The 16,204-nt window shown below is 43.4% G+C and carries 17 protein-coding genes and 1 riboswitch; of the genes, 16 read left to right on the top strand and 1 reads right to left on the bottom strand.

All coding sequences use genetic code 11. The annotated features are described in order from the left end of the window. Positions 1–80: 80 nt before the first annotated feature. From G8782_RS14675 to G8782_RS14645, 7 genes are all read left to right on the top strand, one after another. Entirely contained in the window at positions 81–947 is an 867-nt protein-coding gene (locus G8782_RS14675) for an MBL fold metallo-hydrolase (RefSeq protein WP_172372548.1), read from the top strand. Positions 948–1,049: 102 nt separating this feature from the next. Then, a complete protein-coding gene (locus tag G8782_RS14670; RefSeq protein WP_172372546.1) occupies positions 1,050–1,247 on the top strand; it encodes a hypothetical protein in 198 nt (65 codons plus the stop codon). A gap of 249 nt (positions 1,248–1,496) precedes the next feature. Further along, a riboswitch (cobalamin riboswitch) is annotated at positions 1,497–1,705 on the top strand. A gap of 210 nt (positions 1,706–1,915) precedes the next feature. Then, a complete protein-coding gene (locus G8782_RS14665; protein ID WP_172372544.1) occupies positions 1,916–4,138 on the top strand; it encodes a ribonucleoside-diphosphate reductase subunit alpha in 2,223 nt (740 codons plus the stop codon). Next, positions 4,126–4,554: a flavodoxin gene (locus tag G8782_RS14660; protein WP_425505497.1), complete on the top strand. Its 429-nt coding sequence runs from the start codon at positions 4,126–4,128 to the stop codon at positions 4,552–4,554. Before G8782_RS14665 ends, G8782_RS14660 begins: the two co-directional genes overlap by 13 nt. After that, a complete protein-coding gene (locus G8782_RS14655) occupies positions 4,542–5,579 on the top strand; it encodes a ribonucleotide-diphosphate reductase subunit beta (protein ID WP_172372540.1) in 1,038 nt (345 codons plus the stop codon). The genes G8782_RS14660 and G8782_RS14655 overlap by 13 nt, the downstream gene beginning before the upstream one ends. 251 nt (positions 5,580–5,830) lie before the next feature. Continuing rightward, positions 5,831–6,850 (top strand): ThiF family adenylyltransferase, encoded by a 1,020-nt coding sequence (locus G8782_RS14650; RefSeq protein WP_172372538.1) that lies wholly within the window; start codon positions 5,831–5,833, stop codon positions 6,848–6,850. Between the two features lie 15 nt (positions 6,851–6,865). After that, positions 6,866–7,384 carry a MogA/MoaB family molybdenum cofactor biosynthesis protein gene (locus tag G8782_RS14645; protein ID WP_216667895.1) on the top strand — a complete coding sequence of 173 codons (519 nt, stop codon included), beginning with the start codon at positions 6,866–6,868 and terminating at the stop codon, positions 7,382–7,384. Between the two features lie 59 nt (positions 7,385–7,443). On the opposite strand, the gene moaC is transcribed toward G8782_RS14645, so the two are convergent. Beyond that, positions 7,444–7,938, bottom strand: coding sequence for a cyclic pyranopterin monophosphate synthase MoaC (gene moaC / locus G8782_RS14640; RefSeq protein ID WP_172372536.1), 495 nt, complete (start codon positions 7,936–7,938; stop codon positions 7,444–7,446). A gap of 67 nt (positions 7,939–8,005) precedes the next feature. Here moaC and G8782_RS14635 point away from each other — a divergent pair, with 67 nt between their 5' ends. From G8782_RS14635 to ilvN, 9 genes are all read left to right on the top strand, one after another. Then, entirely contained in the window at positions 8,006–9,253 is a 1,248-nt protein-coding gene (locus tag G8782_RS14635; protein WP_246231706.1) for a molybdopterin molybdotransferase MoeA, read from the top strand. Beyond that, the gene (gene mobB, locus G8782_RS14630; RefSeq protein WP_172372532.1) at positions 9,250–9,762 is read left to right on the top strand and encodes a molybdopterin-guanine dinucleotide biosynthesis protein B; all 513 of its coding nucleotides are present in this window, start codon (positions 9,250–9,252) and stop codon (positions 9,760–9,762) included. The genes G8782_RS14635 and mobB overlap by 4 nt, the downstream gene beginning before the upstream one ends. After that, on the top strand, positions 9,749–10,195 hold the full coding sequence (locus tag G8782_RS14625; protein ID WP_172372530.1) for a molybdenum cofactor biosynthesis protein MoaE: 447 nt from the start codon (positions 9,749–9,751) through the stop codon (positions 10,193–10,195). Before mobB ends, G8782_RS14625 begins: the two co-directional genes overlap by 14 nt. Next, positions 10,192–10,425: a molybdopterin converting factor subunit 1 gene (moaD, locus tag G8782_RS14620; RefSeq protein WP_172372528.1), complete on the top strand. Its 234-nt coding sequence runs from the start codon at positions 10,192–10,194 to the stop codon at positions 10,423–10,425. Before G8782_RS14625 ends, moaD begins: the two co-directional genes overlap by 4 nt. Next, on the top strand, positions 10,422–10,991 hold the full coding sequence (locus G8782_RS14615; RefSeq protein ID WP_172372526.1) for a molybdenum cofactor guanylyltransferase: 570 nt from the start codon (positions 10,422–10,424) through the stop codon (positions 10,989–10,991). Before moaD ends, G8782_RS14615 begins: the two co-directional genes overlap by 4 nt. 4 nt (positions 10,992–10,995) lie before the next feature. Continuing rightward, complete coding sequence (moaA, locus tag G8782_RS14610; RefSeq protein ID WP_172372524.1) at positions 10,996–12,006, top strand: GTP 3',8-cyclase MoaA; 1,011 nt, start codon at positions 10,996–10,998, stop codon at positions 12,004–12,006. Between the two features lie 25 nt (positions 12,007–12,031). Then, positions 12,032–12,994, top strand: coding sequence for a 2-hydroxyacid dehydrogenase (locus G8782_RS14605; RefSeq protein WP_172372522.1), 963 nt, complete (start codon positions 12,032–12,034; stop codon positions 12,992–12,994). A gap of 938 nt (positions 12,995–13,932) precedes the next feature. Then, positions 13,933–15,666: an acetolactate synthase large subunit gene (gene ilvB / locus G8782_RS14600; RefSeq protein WP_216667904.1), complete on the top strand. Its 1,734-nt coding sequence runs from the start codon at positions 13,933–13,935 to the stop codon at positions 15,664–15,666. Next, the gene (gene ilvN / locus G8782_RS14595; RefSeq protein ID WP_172372518.1) at positions 15,663–16,178 is read left to right on the top strand and encodes an acetolactate synthase small subunit; all 516 of its coding nucleotides are present in this window, start codon (positions 15,663–15,665) and stop codon (positions 16,176–16,178) included. Before ilvB ends, ilvN begins: the two co-directional genes overlap by 4 nt. Positions 16,179–16,204 lie beyond the last annotated feature (26 nt).

The following is a 16,204-nucleotide window of genomic DNA, read 5'->3' as shown; positions in this document are numbered from 1 at the left end:
TTGTTTTTTATTAACTCACTTCTAAAGTATATTTTTTGCTTTCGAGCAAAACCTATCAATAACTAGAGGAGGCGTTTATTTTGAAAAGCAACTTATCGTACGGCGAAGATTATAAATTCATTCCGGCGACATCGCTTGAAAGTGGTGTAGGAACAGAGGTATTGCCGGATTTATATTGCCATACCATTCAAATTGTAAATATCTGTCTTGTGGGAAATGCTGATGCAAATAATTTTGTATTAATTGATGCAGGCATGCCTCACTCGGCTAAGGAAATTATTTCCGTTGCTGAAAAACGCTTTGGTGAAAACAGTCGACCGCAAGCCATTATTTTAACGCATGGCCATTTCGATCATGTTGGCTCGATTATCGAGTTGATCGAGCATTGGGATGTTCCTGTTTACGCTCATGAATTAGAGATGCCTTTTCTAACAGGAAAAATGAGTTACCCGAAACCGGATACGACGGTAGAAGGCGGCATGGTTTCGAAAATGTCTGCGATATTTCCAATCGATCCCATCAACTTGGGAGATTATGTTCAACCTCTCCCTGAAGACGGCAGCGTTCCGCACTTGCCAAAATTTCGTTGGATTCATACGCCTGGACACTCTCCTGGACATGTTGCATTTTTTAGAGAAGAAGATAAAGCCTTAATCGCCGGAGATGCATTCGTTACAGTAAAACAGGAATACCTTTATAAAGTATTTACCCAAGAACAAGAAATTAGCGGACCGCCTAGATATTTAACGACTGACTGGGAGGCAGCTTTTGAATCAGTCAGGAAATTGGAGGCTTTACAACCTTCCGTTGCCATTACGGGTCATGGCGTGCCTATGACTGGTGAATTATTAAATGGTAGCTTACAGCAACTTCTAGAAGAATTTGACCAAATTGCTGTACCAGACTATGGAAAGTATGTTGAAAAAAGTGAAAAAAGTAACGGTTAAACTTGGCAACTAAAAAAGAGAATTTATTTTCTACTTGGGGACAAGATATAAATTGTAGGTGGGGCATTCACTTAACAAAACTATAAAGGGGTGAAACCAATCATGGACAACAACAATCGTAATCGCCAAGACCAGAACGACCGAAACAACCGTAACAACCGTAACAACCAGAACAACAATGATAAAAACTTAGAGTTTGGTGATGACTTTCTTGATTTGAATCGAAATAATCAAGACAATAAAAACAACCGAAACAACAATAACAATAATAATAACAACAACAATAACCGAAACAGATAATTTTAAATTGTACCTGTATCGCAACTAAAAAATTGCGGTACAGGTTTTTTAATTCGTTGATTTAAGGTAACTTGTTTATAACTTTTTCATGAAAATCTAGAAACCTGCATAGAAACAATTAACGCATTGTGGATAAACAACCTGTGGATATGTGGACAAATCATTAATTCGGCAGTGAAAAACTTTTTACCTATTTACGATTGAAATACCATATGTTAGGGTATGTGTAGTTAACAAAGCACAACATATAGTATTGAGCGATGGAATGGTACCGGAGGAAGAATGAAGTTCAATTCTTCCCTAATCGGTTTAAAAGGGAATCCGGATAATCCGGAGCTGTCCCCGCAACTGTGAACGCGGACGACCGCCGAAAAAGCCACTGTGGAGAAATTCATGGGAAGGCTTTGGCGGAAGGATGATGCGCAAGCCAGGAGACCTGCCTTTCATCGTCAAGCGACACTTTCTTCGGGGGTTGAGAGGTGGAAGCGAGCGGGTTCTTTCCGTCTATCTTCTTCGGGGTCCCATTCTGTTTCCAACTTAAAAATCCATGAGCGATAGCTCTGCCGAAGAGGCGGACCTATCGCTTTTTTTGTCGAAAGCCGAAGCGACTTGAACGTCTGGTCGCTGTAGCTAGACGTATTTACATAACTGGGAGGAGACGGAATATCATGACAACAAAAATTAAAACTACAAAGGTCGATCAGTTACTAAATGAATTGCAAAATGAGTTTGGCGAACAGAAAATAGCGCCGCTACTTAAAGTGAGCGAACGTTGGAAGGAAAGACATCCTGATGGGCAGCATTCTGAATGGGCGAAAGCGATGGTGCTTGAAGCAATCAGTTTTGTCGCAGAAGACGAAACCTATTGGACATTTGTCGCTGCACGAATTTACCTTCATGAAGTTTATGCTTATGAAAAAGCTCAGCGTGGCAAAGCCGTCTATTCCGATTTTGCAGGACATGTAGAAAATCTAGTGGATAAAGGTTTGTATACGCCAGTTTTAACTGAAAAGTATTCAAGAGAAGACTTGAATCATTTGGGCAACGTAATCAATCCAGAGCGAGACAAACTATTTACCTATATCGGCTTGAAAACATTTATGGATCGTTATGTTGCCGTTGATTTCAATAAAAAGCCAGTGGAACTTCCGCAAGAACGTTGGCTAGTTATCGCCATGACGCTCATGCAGGACGAAACAGAAAATCGTCTTGAAAAAGTAGCGGAATCTTACTGGGCGATGAGCAATTTGTATATGACCGTCGCAACGCCGACATTGTCGAATGCGGGCAAGCCGCATGGCCAATTGTCGAGTTGTTTTATCGACACGGTCGACGATTCTTTGCAAGGCATTTACGACAGCAATACAGATATCGCCAACTTGTCGAAATATGGCGGCGGCATCGGTGTTTATATGGGGAAAGTAAGGAGTCGCGGTTCCTCGATTCGTGGATTTAAAGGTGCATCAAGCGGTGTTCTGCCATGGATCAAACAATTGAATAATACTGCGGTCAGTGTCGATCAGCTTGGTCAAAGACAAGGCGCGATTGCCGTTTACCTAGATGTTTTCCACAAAGATATCTTCACGTTCCTCGATTTGAAGTTAAACAACGGGGACGAGCGCATGCGTGCGCATGATATTTTCACAGGCGTTTGTTTACCGGATATATATATGGAACAAGTCGAAGCGCGCGGAGAGTGGCATTTATTTGATCCGCATGAGGTGCGAGAAGTGATGGGGTATTCACTTGAAGACTTTTACGATGAAAAGCGCGGCGAGGGTTCATTCCGTGAAAAGTACGCTGAATGTGTAAATCATCCTGAACTTAGTCGTGAAACGGTACCGGCAATTGATTTAATGAAGCGTATTTTACGCAGCCAGTTGGAAACGGGCGTGCCGTTCATGTTTTATCGCGATGAAGTGAATCGTGCCAATGCGAATAAACACGAAGGCATGATTTACTCTTCGAATTTGTGCACAGAAATAGCTCAAAATATGAGCGCGACAGAATTCGAATCCGTCGCACTCGAAAATGATATTGTCGTCACTCGTTCAAAACCAGGCGATTTTGTTGTTTGTAACCTGTCTTCTATTAACCTTGGTCGTGCGGTTCTAGCGAACGTGTTAGAAAGACTGATCAAAATCCAAGTACGCATGCTCGATAACGTCATTGAGTTGAATAAAATTCCCGTCGTACAAGCGGCTCGGACGAATTCTAGATACCGTGGAATCGGACTAGGTACATTCGGTTGGCATCATTTATTAGCGCTGAAAAATATTCAATGGGAATCAAATGAAGCGGTAGACTACGCAGATGAGTTATATGAATGGATTGCATACCTCACAATTTCAGCGTCGATGGAATTATCTAAAGAAAAGGGTGCTTATCCTTTATTCGAAGGATCCGACTGGCAGACAGGGGACTACTTTGAAAACAAAGGATACCACTCAAAAAAATGGCATGAACTTCGTAATGAAGTTTCCATTAATGGCATGCGAAACGGTTATTTGATGGCAGTGGCGCCAAACTCATCGACATCAGTAATTGCGGGCTCGACAGCATCAATCGACCCGATTTTCAAACCATTTTTCCATGAGGAGAAAAAGGATTATAAGTTGCCGACAGTAGCTCCGGATTTGGACCATAATACGTATGACATTTATAGAAGATCTGCCTACATTGTCGATCAACGTTGGTCGGTTAAACAAAATGCAGCAAGGCAACGTCATATCGACCAAGCGATTTCTTTCAATATTTACGTCCCGAATACGATTCGCGCTTCTGTTCTACTCGACTTGCATATTCAAGCTTGGAAATCCGGCATGAAAACCACTTATTACACGCGTTCAAGCGCCACAGATATTGCGGAGTGTGAATGGTGTCATTCTTAATCGCTTATGCAACTTGGAGCGGAAACACAGAGGAAGTCGCGGAACTGATTGAAGCGGTCTTACTGAACTCGGATCTTGACGTAACACGATACAGAATCGGCACGGGGCCGATTCCCGACGTAAATGAATTTGACGCTCTCATTATTGGGTCGTTTACATGGGACAAAGGCGCGACCCCTGATGAAGTGAAAGATTTCGCGGCGGAAGTAGGCTATAAACCTCCGAATGTTTACGTTTTTGGAACGGGTGACACGCAGTTCGGCGGAGATGAATTATTTTGCAATGCTGCAGTAAAGCTGGCACGATTTTACGAGTCGAAATATGCACCGCTGAAAATCGAACAAAGCCCGAGAGGAACACAGGAAATCGATGTAATAAATTGGACGGAAGGGGTAATCAAACAATGGGCACACTAACACGAGTGAAAGTATTAAATCCAGCGAATCCAAACAAATCAACAGCTATTTTCGGCGGGAAAGCAAGTGGAATTCTAAATTGGAATGACCTAGCACATCCGCACTTTTATAAATTAAGACAACAAATACGTTCACTTTTTTGGACGGCAAATGAAGTCGATATGACGCAAGACGTAAAGCAATTTTCTACGCTGACAAAACGTGAACAAGATGCTTTCTTGAAAATAATTGGTTTATTAGCAACGCTGGATGGCCCGCAAACGGATATTGCGCTAAAAATCTCGCATTTTACTACCGATCCATCCGTTAAATCATTAATGGCCACAATTGCAGATCAGGAAAGCGAACATAATCATAGTTATGCCTATGTGCTTTCATCTGTAACGACATTAGATAAGCAAATCGCTTCATTCGAAATGGGGCGAACCGATGAGGTTTTAATGCGCAGAAATGAACGAATCGTTAATGTCTATAACGAATTCGCTGAAAGGCCGACGATTGAATCAGCGTTAAAAGCGATGGTGTATACGACATTACTCGAAGGGTTATTTTTCTATAGCGGCTTCGCATTCTTTTACAATTTGGCGCGCAACCAGAAAATGGTCGGAACGTCGACGATGGTGTCGTATATAAACCGCGATGAGTTACAGCACGGAAAAGCTATTAGCGACATATTCCGCGCAGCGCTGGCGGAAAATCCAGAATACAATACAGAAGAGTTCACGGAATGGATTTATGATCAATTCCGACACTCCGTCGAACAAGAAGTCGCGTGGAGCCGGTATGTGTTAGAGGATATTGACGGCATCGATCTCGAAGAAATGGAAGGCTACATTAAATACCGCGCCAATAAAATGCTGCGCATGCTCGGACTCGGCGAAATTTATCCCGAGTTTACCAACAATCCGATGAGATGGATCAAAGCCTACGTGGATAGTTTCGATGACACCAAAACAGATTTCTTCGAACAAGCCTCTAGGCAGTATGTGAAAACTAGTGATTTGAATGGGTTTGATGATCTTTAATCTGGAAAAACTTGCTGAACACCATTTTTTTCTACGCATCGCTTCGGCTTTGCGTAGTTTTTTAGATTCAAAAACTTCTTCATTGAATCATAACATTGTGACCATATATATAGAGGATTCTGGATTCTATTACTGATGGGGCGTACTTTGAAATTTAGACGGAAATGATATACTATATAGAAGAGTAAGTTTCTTTTGCGTTTGGTAGAAAAACTTGAAGTCTATGAATTTTTGGAAAGGGGTGAGCAAAAATGCAAAACCGGTATTCAAGACAGACGTTATTTAGTCCGATTGGCGAAGAAGGGCAAATGAAAATTAAACGATCGACTGCTTTGCTGATCGGGTGCGGTGCGCTTGGGACGGCGATTGCGGAAACGCTCACTCGTGCTGGTATTGGGAAATTGATTGTAGCGGACCGGGACTATGTGGAGCCTTCGAATTTGCAAAGGCAACAACTGTTTACCGAACAGGATGCGATTGACGGAACACCGAAAGTAGTCGCGGCAAAACGCCAGTTAAAAACAATACGGAATGACATTGAAATCGAAACGGTTCTTAACCACATCGATGGACCGTTATTGAAAGAGCTTGCGGGAAGTGCTGATATCATTCTCGATGCGACAGACAACTTTGAAACGAGATTAGCCATAAATGATGTTGCTTGGAAATTGAATATCCCTTGGGTGTACGGCGCTTGTGTAGGGAGTTCAAGTATTATTTTTCCTTTTATTCCAGGTGAATCAGCATGTTTCCGTTGTCTTTTGCCTGTCATGCCTGCAGTGAATGAAACTTGCGATACCGCTGGAATTATTGCGCCTGCTGTTCAAATAACGGCTGCGCATCAAAGCGCAGAAGCATTGAAATGGCTTTCGGGCAATCAAGATGCAATGCGGAGAAAAATGCTTACATACGATGTTTGGAACAATACAAATGTCGAGGCGGGTATCGGGCGAATGAAAAACGAGTACTGCGAAACATGCGGAGTTCAGCCGTCTTTCCCATCATTAAAGCCAGAAAGCGGAACGAACTTCGCAGTGCTTTGCGGACGTGATACGGTTCAAGTCATTCCAGAAAGAGAGCGCGTCTTGTCATTAGTAGATATTGAAAGTGTAGCTAAACAGCTTGGCAATCCCTATAAGAAGACTCCCTATTTCATTGAAATGAATTCAGATGGCTATCGCTGTATTTTATTCGCAAATGGAAGGCTTTTAATACATGGATTGAAAGATATTCAGACGGGGCGGAAAATGTATCATCAATTTTTTGGTTGAAGAGGAGAGGTAATATTGTCAAAAGAGCATGAATATGATCAGGAGAAACAGCTCGTATTTTGCGTTCTAACGACGAGTGACACGAGAAATGTATCGAACGACCGGGGGGGTTGGACGATTCGACAGAAACTAGAAGATGCGGGCCATAAGATATTTGAAACTTGGATTTGCCAAGACGATAAAATGGAAATTGAATCGATTATTGAAGAGTGGTTGCGAAATCCGAATGTCAATGGAATTATCACGACTGGCGGGACCGGTCTAGGGTATCGTGATGTGACACCGGAAACGATTGAGCCGTACTTCACGAAAAAAATCGACGGATTCGGTGAACTTTTTCGCATGATTAGTTACACAGAAGATGTTGGATCGAAGGCTTTATTAAGTCGGGCGGAAGCCGGAATTATCAAAGATAAAGTCGTCTATATGCTCCCTGGCTCAGTAAAAGCAGTAGAACTTGCTATGGACAAGTTAGTCCTGCCTGAATTGCATCATGTCGTTCATGAAATTACGAAACACTTAGAAGAGGAATAATAAAACGTGCAAACATCAACTGTTTGCACGTTAAAGCAGTTTAATTCACTCGAAAAGAATCAGTCCTGCGAGCGCTTATAATCCCCATTTTTACCACCGGTTTTTTCGATTAACATCGTTGGCCCGATGATCATTTCTTTGCCAGCGGCTTTGCACATATCGTAAATTGTAAGCGCAGCGGCCGAGGCGGCGGTCAAAGCTTCCATTTCGACACCTGTAACCCCTTTAGTTTTCACTTCCGCATAGATGACCACCTCATAATGAGATGCAAGCTCGTCGATGATCCATTCAAATTGAACATCAACCCCGGTGAGTGGAAGTGGATGGCACATCGGAATGATGGTTGACGTGTTTTTTGCGGCCATGACAGCTGCAATTTGTGCAACACCCAATACATCGCCTTTTTTATTCGTACCTTCTTTAATTTGACTGTGAATGGTTTCATTTAACATAATGGAAGACTTCGCAATCGCAGTTCTAACGGTGATTGCCTTATCTGAAACGTCGACCATTTTAGCGCGACCTTGTTCGTTGAAATGTGTTAATTTAGACAAACTACTCATTCCTTTCAGCATTAACTTAAGTTTAGTATAACAGATGATAATTAGGGAGGAATTTACAATGAGAAAACCAATTCCAGTAGCGAAAGCAGTCGAACTCGTCATGGAACATGCACAACCGATCGGGACAGAAAAAATTGCCCTTGAACATACATATGGTCGGATTCTAGCCGAACCAATTATTGCAAAGCATGATGTGCCGCCTTTTGATCGATCGCCTTACGACGGATTTGCAGTGAGGGCCGCAGATACAAACGGAGCCTCTGGAGATAACCGGATCGCCTTCAATGTCATCGGTGAAATCGGCGCAGGGCATGTAGCCGCTCGGGAAATCGGCGAAGGTGAAGCATATCGAATCATGACGGGCGCCCCGATCCCGCAAAACGCTGATGCGGTTGTTATGCTAGAACAAACAGTGGAACAGCCGAATGGTTTCACGCTTCGAAAACCATTTACTCCGGGCGAAAACATTTCGTTCCAAGGCGAAGATGCGAAAAATGGAGAAACGCTAATCGAAAGCGGAGCATTTATACATCCGGGAACGACCGCGCTTCTCGCTACCTTCGGTTATGCGGAAGTTCGAGTCGCCGAGCGTCCTGTAGTGAGTATTTTATCGACAGGAACCGAGCTCCTCCGTGTTGATGAAGAGCTGGCGCCTGGTAAAATCCGAAATTCCAATGGACCTATGATTTCCGCTCAACTGACTCGAATGGGAATCGGTTATAAATCCTACGGCATGCTGGAAGATAACTTGGATGCATGTACCGGCATGGTTAAACAAGCGCTTGCCGAGTCGGATGTTTTAATCACGACAGGCGGCGTTTCAGTCGGAGATTATGATTATTTACCGGCGATTTATGAGCGGCTTGGTGCCAAGGTTTTATTCAACAAAGTGGCGATGCGTCCGGGTAGTGTGACTACAGTGGCTGTTCTTGAAGGGAAACTCCTATTTGGGCTTTCCGGAAATCCATCCGCATGTTTCACCGGCTTCGAGTTATTCACCCGGCCGGCGATCCATCGGATGATGGGTGCGGAGAAACCTTATATGCCTAGAATGAGAGCCGTTCTTGGCGAAGACTTCACAAAACCGAACCCATTTACACGCTTCGTTCGCGCGGTTTGGGAGATGACTGAGGATGGACCGGTTGCAGTGCCGGCAGGGTTTAATAAATCCAGTGCGGTCTCATCGATCGCTCGCGGGAACTGCATCATTGTCCTGCCAAGCGGGACTCGCGGATTTTCAGCGGGCATGGAAGTAGATGTCTTATTACTAGGTGCCGAGCAAAGCGTCAGTGACTGGGTACTATGAAAACATTGCACATCGTCGGCTTTAAAAATAGCGGTAAAACAACTCTAATCACGCGCTGGATTCGTTTAGTGAAAAAGCAAGGCCTTTCAGTTGCGGTGTTAAAACATCATGGACATAAAAGCCCGCTCGATATGCCGGACTCGACTACCGATTCCATGCAATTCCTAAACAGCGGCGCTGATGTTTCAGCTGTATCGGGTGGCGGCGCTGTTCAGTTTCATATGAATGAAGAACTCGATTTTAGGAGAATGAAAGAAATCGCGTCGATTGGAAAACCTGATATTTTACTTATAGAAGGGTATAAAGAAGAACGAGGAGATAAAGTTGTTCTTCTCAGAAGTAAAAATGATTGGGAAGAATTGAAGCGCTTGGACAATATCAAACTTGTTGTCGAACAGAACGACAATAGTGCGGATTTTCAACGAAGCATTTCTCGATCACATGAAGCAGAACTCGACAGCTGGTTTTTGAACTGGCTCGGGGAGGGGGTGCAAAGTGAAACCATTTGAAATTGTCGAAACGCCAATAGATACACAAAAATATGCAGATTACGTCCTTCATGCCGGAGCGGGGGCAGTGACCATTTTTACTGGAAATGTTCGTGAATGGACACATGGGGTTCGGACTTTGTATTTAGCCTATGAAGCGTATATTCCAATGGCCGAGAAAAAGCTTGCGGAAATCGGCGCGGAGATGGAAGAAAGGTGGCCGGGTGTCAAAGTAGCCATCGTCCATCGCATCGGAGAACTTGATATTTCCGATATCGCGGTCCTGATCGCAGTTTCATCGCCGCATCGAAAAGCGGCTTATGAGGCAAATGAATACGCCATCGAGCGAATAAAGGAAGTCGTCCCGATTTGGAAAAAAGAGATTTGGGAAGACGGAGAAGAGTGGATTGGCGCTCAAAAAAGATACCCAGGGGAAGGGAAGAGTTCAAATTGATTAAAGTACATTATTTTGCACGTCTTCGAGAACTAACGGGGAAATCCGAGGAAACAATCAACCAAGAATCATTGACTGTTCAACAATTACTCGATTGGGCAGAAGAAACATATCCCGGTTTTGGAAAAGATATGATTCATGTCGCGGTCAATGAGGAATACGCCCTAAAAGACGATGTCATTCAATCCGGGGATGTTTGTGCATTTATTCCGCCTGTGAGCGGGGGATGAAAACTGCGGGTATCGTGCTAGCGGGCGGATTATCAAGGCGTTTCGGTTCACCTAAGGCATTCGCAAGTTGTGAGTCCGGGTACTTTTATGAACGAGCAATCGAAGCGCTAGAACCTTTTTGCGAAGAAGTCGTAGTCGTGACACGAGAAGAACTGCTTGAACGTTTTCCGACCGGTGTAAATACGATAACCGATGTGCAGGAAGTCGTAGGATTAGGCCCGCTTGCTGGAATTTATTCAGCGATGGAAGCGGTCGATGCAGATACATACGCAGTACTTCCATGCGACATGCCCTATGTGGATTATGGGATAATGAATGGATTCAAGCAGCTGCATCAGGGGAGCGTGACGGCTGTTATGGCAGCGGGAAAATATCACCCGCTCGTTTCGATTTGGAATAAAGAATCTAAAAAACCGATTCTCGATGCGCTCCAACGCGAACAGCTCAGTGTCATGAAATTGTTGCAAGAGCTAGAAGTCACTTGGATTAAAGGAAATTCACTTACGAAAAATGAAAAACGTATATTTACAAACATAAATATGCCTATCGACTTGGAAAGGTGCTGAGGAGATGGAAGCGATTCTTGATAAGCTCGGTCGACCTATTCGGGATCTTCGAATATCAGTCACAGACCGCTGCAATTTCAGGTGCACGTATTGCATGCCGAAGGAAGTCTTCGGTGATGATTACGTTTTTTTACCGAAAGACGAACTGTTGACATTCGAGGAGATTGAACGATTCGCGAAATTATTTGCGTCACTCGGCGTGGAGAAATTGCGTTTAACGGGCGGCGAACCTTTAATGCGCAGGGATTTGCCGATTTTAGTTGAAAAACTATTAAAAATCGAAGGCATTAATGATATTGGCTTGACGACAAACGGGGTGCTGCTCCGTCAGTATGCTCAGCCGCTTTATGATGCGGGACTGCGAAGATTGAATATGAGTCTGGATGCGTTGGATCCCGAAATCTTCGGGAAAATGAATGGGCGCGGAATTAAACCGGATTTCATTTTATCAAACATTGAACACGCCCAAAATATCGGATTCGAAATCAAAGTGAATATGGTCGTGCAAAAAGGTGTCAACGAAAGTGAAATTCTTCCAATGGCAGCTTATTTCAAAGAGCGGGGCATTATGCTCAGGTACATCGAATTCATGGATGTTGGAAATGATAATGGATGGAGCTTTAAACAAGTCGTCACTAAAAAAGAAATTTACGACATGCTAAATGAAGTCTATGAAATCGAGCCAACCGAGCAACATTACTACGGTGAAGTCGCCAAACGATATCGTTACAAAGACAATGATGCAGAAGTCGGCTTTATCACATCCGTTTCAGAATCGTTTTGTTCATCATGCACGCGTGCGCGCCTTTCCTCCGACGGCAAGTTTTTTACTTGTTTATTTGCTTCTGTTGGGTTCGACCTTCGTGAATTAATTAGAAGCGGTCTGACAGATGACGAATTGCTTGAGAAGATCACAAATGTGTGGGAACGTAGAGTGGACCGCTATTCCGATGAGCGGACCGAACAAACCGCAAAAAACCGCAAAAAAATCGGAATGAGTTATATAGGCGGATAGGAATAATTTTTTAGGGGGAAATCTTTTGAAACCAGTTATTTACATCACGCGAAAATTACCAGAAGAAGCGATTGAGCCGTTACTTGAAAAGTACACGGTTCGCATGTGGGAGTCGGCGAGCGAATCGGTGCCACGAGATGTTTTATTGAAAGAAGTAGTAGATGCGGATGCTCTATGGTCCGTATTAGCAGATCGAATCGACGAAGAAGTGTTTGAAGCTGCCACTAAACTGAAGGTCGTTTCAAATTTAGCTGTCGGATTTAATAATATCGATATTGACGTTGCGAAAGAAAAGGGGATTATCGTCACCAATACGCCTGATGTGCTAACGGAAACAACAGCTGATTTAGCGTTCGCGCTTATTTTAGCGACGGCGCGCCGAATTACGGAAGCGGAAAATGAACTGCGAAAAGGCAATTGGAAATCATGGTCCGTCATGGATTTCACGGGCATGGATGTCGGCGGTTCCACATTAGGCATCATTGGCATGGGAAGAATCGGAGAAGCTGCTGCGCGCCGTGCAAAAGGTTTTAATATGCGCGTTCTCTATCAAAATCGTACCCGCAAAGTAGAAGCTGAAGAAGAGCATGGTTTCGAGTATGCAGAGTTGGACACGCTCCTGAAAGAGTCGGATATCATTCTCATTTTTGCACCTCTTACTCCGGAAACAGAAAACATGATCGGTGAAAACGAACTAGCGAAAATGAAGAAAACAGCAATACTCGTCAACGTCGCACGCGGCGGCATCGTGAACGAAGAAGCGCTCTATCATGCGTTAAAAAACGGAACGATTTGGGCAGCAGGACTCGATGTCTTCGAAGTCGAACCTGTTCCGATGGACAATCCATTACTCACGCTGCCAAACGTTACAGTCTTACCGCATATCGGAAGCGCCAGCATCCGCACCCGCCACGCAATGATGAAAATGAACTTGCAAGCAATCATAGATGTATTAGAAGGAAAAGAGCCGGAAAATAGGGTTGTTTGATTGAAAGAATGATTTTTATAACCGGGTGCCTGAACGATTTATTGTCGGGTACTCGGTATTTTTATTTACAGCGGCTTGCTTGCACTCGACCAACATTTGCTTGCACATCTAAGCAGTTTGCTTGCAGTTAGCAACCGTTTCCTTGCACTCAACCCGGCATTCATAAAAACATCAACAAACTACCAAGAGATAACTAGCGGGAGGCATCCACCAGCGCAGAAGCGGTATTCAAAGAAATCATTCAATTATTCCCCCACTTTACAAAGAAATCTATTTAGATATTAAACCCCAATATTTCCCCGTCACAAATAATTCACAAATTACGCTGACAATTCAAAATGAACAATTTTTCAGAGGTCATTTCCGACAAAAAAGCGAAAAAGTTATAAAAAAGTTGAAAATTTTTAATGTTGTAGTAGCAACAATGAAAGCGGATACACACGATTTTACTATTTTAAATTCACACGCAATTATAAAGAATCTGTTGACGTAATGAAAAATACGCGGTAAGATAGCAACAATCCAATCGAGTTCGTGATTAAATTCACAAACGACTTGATGTCAGAAAAATTAATCACTTAATTGAATATAGAAACCAAATCGTTGATGAGGTTAAAGGAAATAGGCCAATGTATTACTAGAGAGTCGGTATTGGTGGAAGCCGGCAATACATCTATTTGCGACATCCCCTCGGAGAGAACTGCTGAAAAGGAAACTGACTAGGTTGTTCCGGGCGCAAGATTGCGCTCGTTATGAATGAATAGCTACGGCTATTCGAGAGGTAGCGTTATCGCTACGAACAAGGGTGGTACCATGAAAAGCTTTTTCATCCCTCGTAAAGAACATAGTTTCTTTGCGCGGGATGAGAAAGCTTTTTTATATTTAAATAATAAATTAGGTCAGGAGGAGTTTGGTATATGAATACTGGAGGTCAAGCAATGCAAGAGCTTACTGAAATGCCAGCGGAAACGGAAGTACAGCCAAAACAATTAAATGATGGGTCTGCAGTACTCATTCAAGCTTTGAAAGATCAAGGTGTCGAAGTGATTTTTGGTTATCCGGGTGGAGCCGTTTTACCAATATACGACGCCTTATACAAAAATCCGATTTCACATATTCTTGCAAGACATGAACAAGGCGCAATACATGCGGCAGAAGGCTATGCGCGCGTATCCGGTAAACCTGGAGTCGTCATTGCAACATCAGGACCAGGGGCAACCAATTTAGTGACAGGTATTACAGACGCAATGATGGATTCGTTGCCGTTAGTCGTTTTCACCGGGCAAGTTGGGCAAGAAGTTATCGGTACAGACGCATTCCAAGAAGCGGACATCATTGGAATCACACAACCAATTACAAAACATAATTATCAAGTAAACGACATAAAAGAATTACCAAGAATCATAAAAGAAGCTTTTCATATCGCATCAACCGGACGAAGAGGACCAGTGCTCGTTGACATTCCTAAGAACATCGCTGTGGAATTATTCGATGAAGAAGAGCATGTAGACGAGGAAGTGAACTTGCCGGGTTATCAACCGACGACAAGACCGAACTTCTTACAAATACAAAAAGCAGTGCAAGCCATCTCGAGTGCCAAGAAACCACTTATACTAGCAGGAGCGGGAATTCTTCACGCCGGGGCGATGGAAGAATTGAAAGAACTTGTTGAAAGACATCGCATACCTATCACGAATACATTGCTCGGTTTGGGAAGCATTCACGGAGAACATGAACTGTTTCTCGGAATGGCAGGCATGCACGGTACGTACACGGCGAATATGGCTATCACCGAATGTGACTTACTTGTAAATATCGGCGCACGATTCGATGACCGGCTTACTGGGAACTTGAATTTATTTGCACCGAATGCAAAAGTCGTTCATATCGACATTGATCCAGCTGAAATCGGGAAAAACGTACCGACTGAAATTCCGATTGTAGCCGATGCAAAAGAAGCGCTAAAAGAATTGCTGAAACAAGAAATTGCATCACCGGTAACTGCGGATTGGATTGCTCACTTAAAAGAAGCGCATAAAGAGTATCCGCTTTGGTATGTAGAAGATAAAGAACATCTTTTGCCGCAGCAAGCAATTCAAATCATTCACCGTGTGACAGGCGGCGATGCCATTGTAACGACAGACGTCGGTCAACACCAAATGTGGGCGGCGCAGTATTATTCATTAAATAACCCGGATCATTGGGTAACATCAGGCGGATTGGGAACGATGGGCTTCGGATTTCCAGCGGCAATCGGTGCTCAGCTAGCAAAACCGAAAGAAAGAGTCGTAGCGATTGTCGGTGATGCAGGTTTCCAAATGACTGCACAAGAACTATCTCTGCTCCAAGAACTCAGAATACCCGTTAAAGTCGTAATATTGAATAACGAAGGTTTAGGCATGGTTCGCCAGTGGCAAGAAACGTTTTACGAAGAACGGTATTCCCAATCATTAATTCCGGTTCAACCGGATTTCGTTAAACTCGCGGAAGCATACGATTTGAAAGGGTACCGCATCAACACATTAGAAGAAGCGGAGTCAGTTTTCCAGGAAGCGTTATTATCCGACGAACCGGTTCTTATCGATTGTCGAGTGAAGCAATTAGAAAATGTATACCCGATGGTAGTTCCAGGAACGGGATTGCATGAAATGATTGGAGTGAGCGGTAAATGAAAAGAGTCATTACTGTAACGGTTATCAACCAAAGCGGCGTATTGAATCGTGTGACTGGGCTGCTCATGAAGCGACAATTCAATATTGAAAGCATCACAGTCGGTCATACCGAACAAGTGGGAATGTCGAAAATGACTTTTATAGTAAATGTTGAAGACGAACGAAAAATCGAACAGCTTGTTAAACAGCTTCAAAAACAAATCGATGTCATTAAAGTGGATGATATAACAGACAAATCGATCGTTATGCGAGAACTCGCACTTGTCAAAGTCATATCGCCGCCACATATTCGAAGCGAAATGAACAGCATTATTGAACCATTTCGAGCGACTGCCATCGACATCGGGAAAAACGTAGTGACTTATCAAGTGACTGGAAATCCCGAAAAGATTGAAGCGTTTATCGATTTAATTAAACCGTACGGCATTAAGGAACTTACGCGAACAGGTGCCACTGCATTTGTGCGAGAAACACAAAAGGTTCATTCACCCCAGTTATCAATTTTAAAATAAAAATAGAAAACAACTACTAGGAGGAA

This window comes from Sporosarcina jiandibaonis (genome assembly GCF_013184495.1).
GTDB classification, from domain to species: Bacteria; Bacillota; Bacilli; order Bacillales_A; family Planococcaceae; genus Sporosarcina; species Sporosarcina jiandibaonis.
Note: the sequence above shows the minus strand (reverse complement) of the source record. Positions and strands in the feature narration are given on the sequence as shown.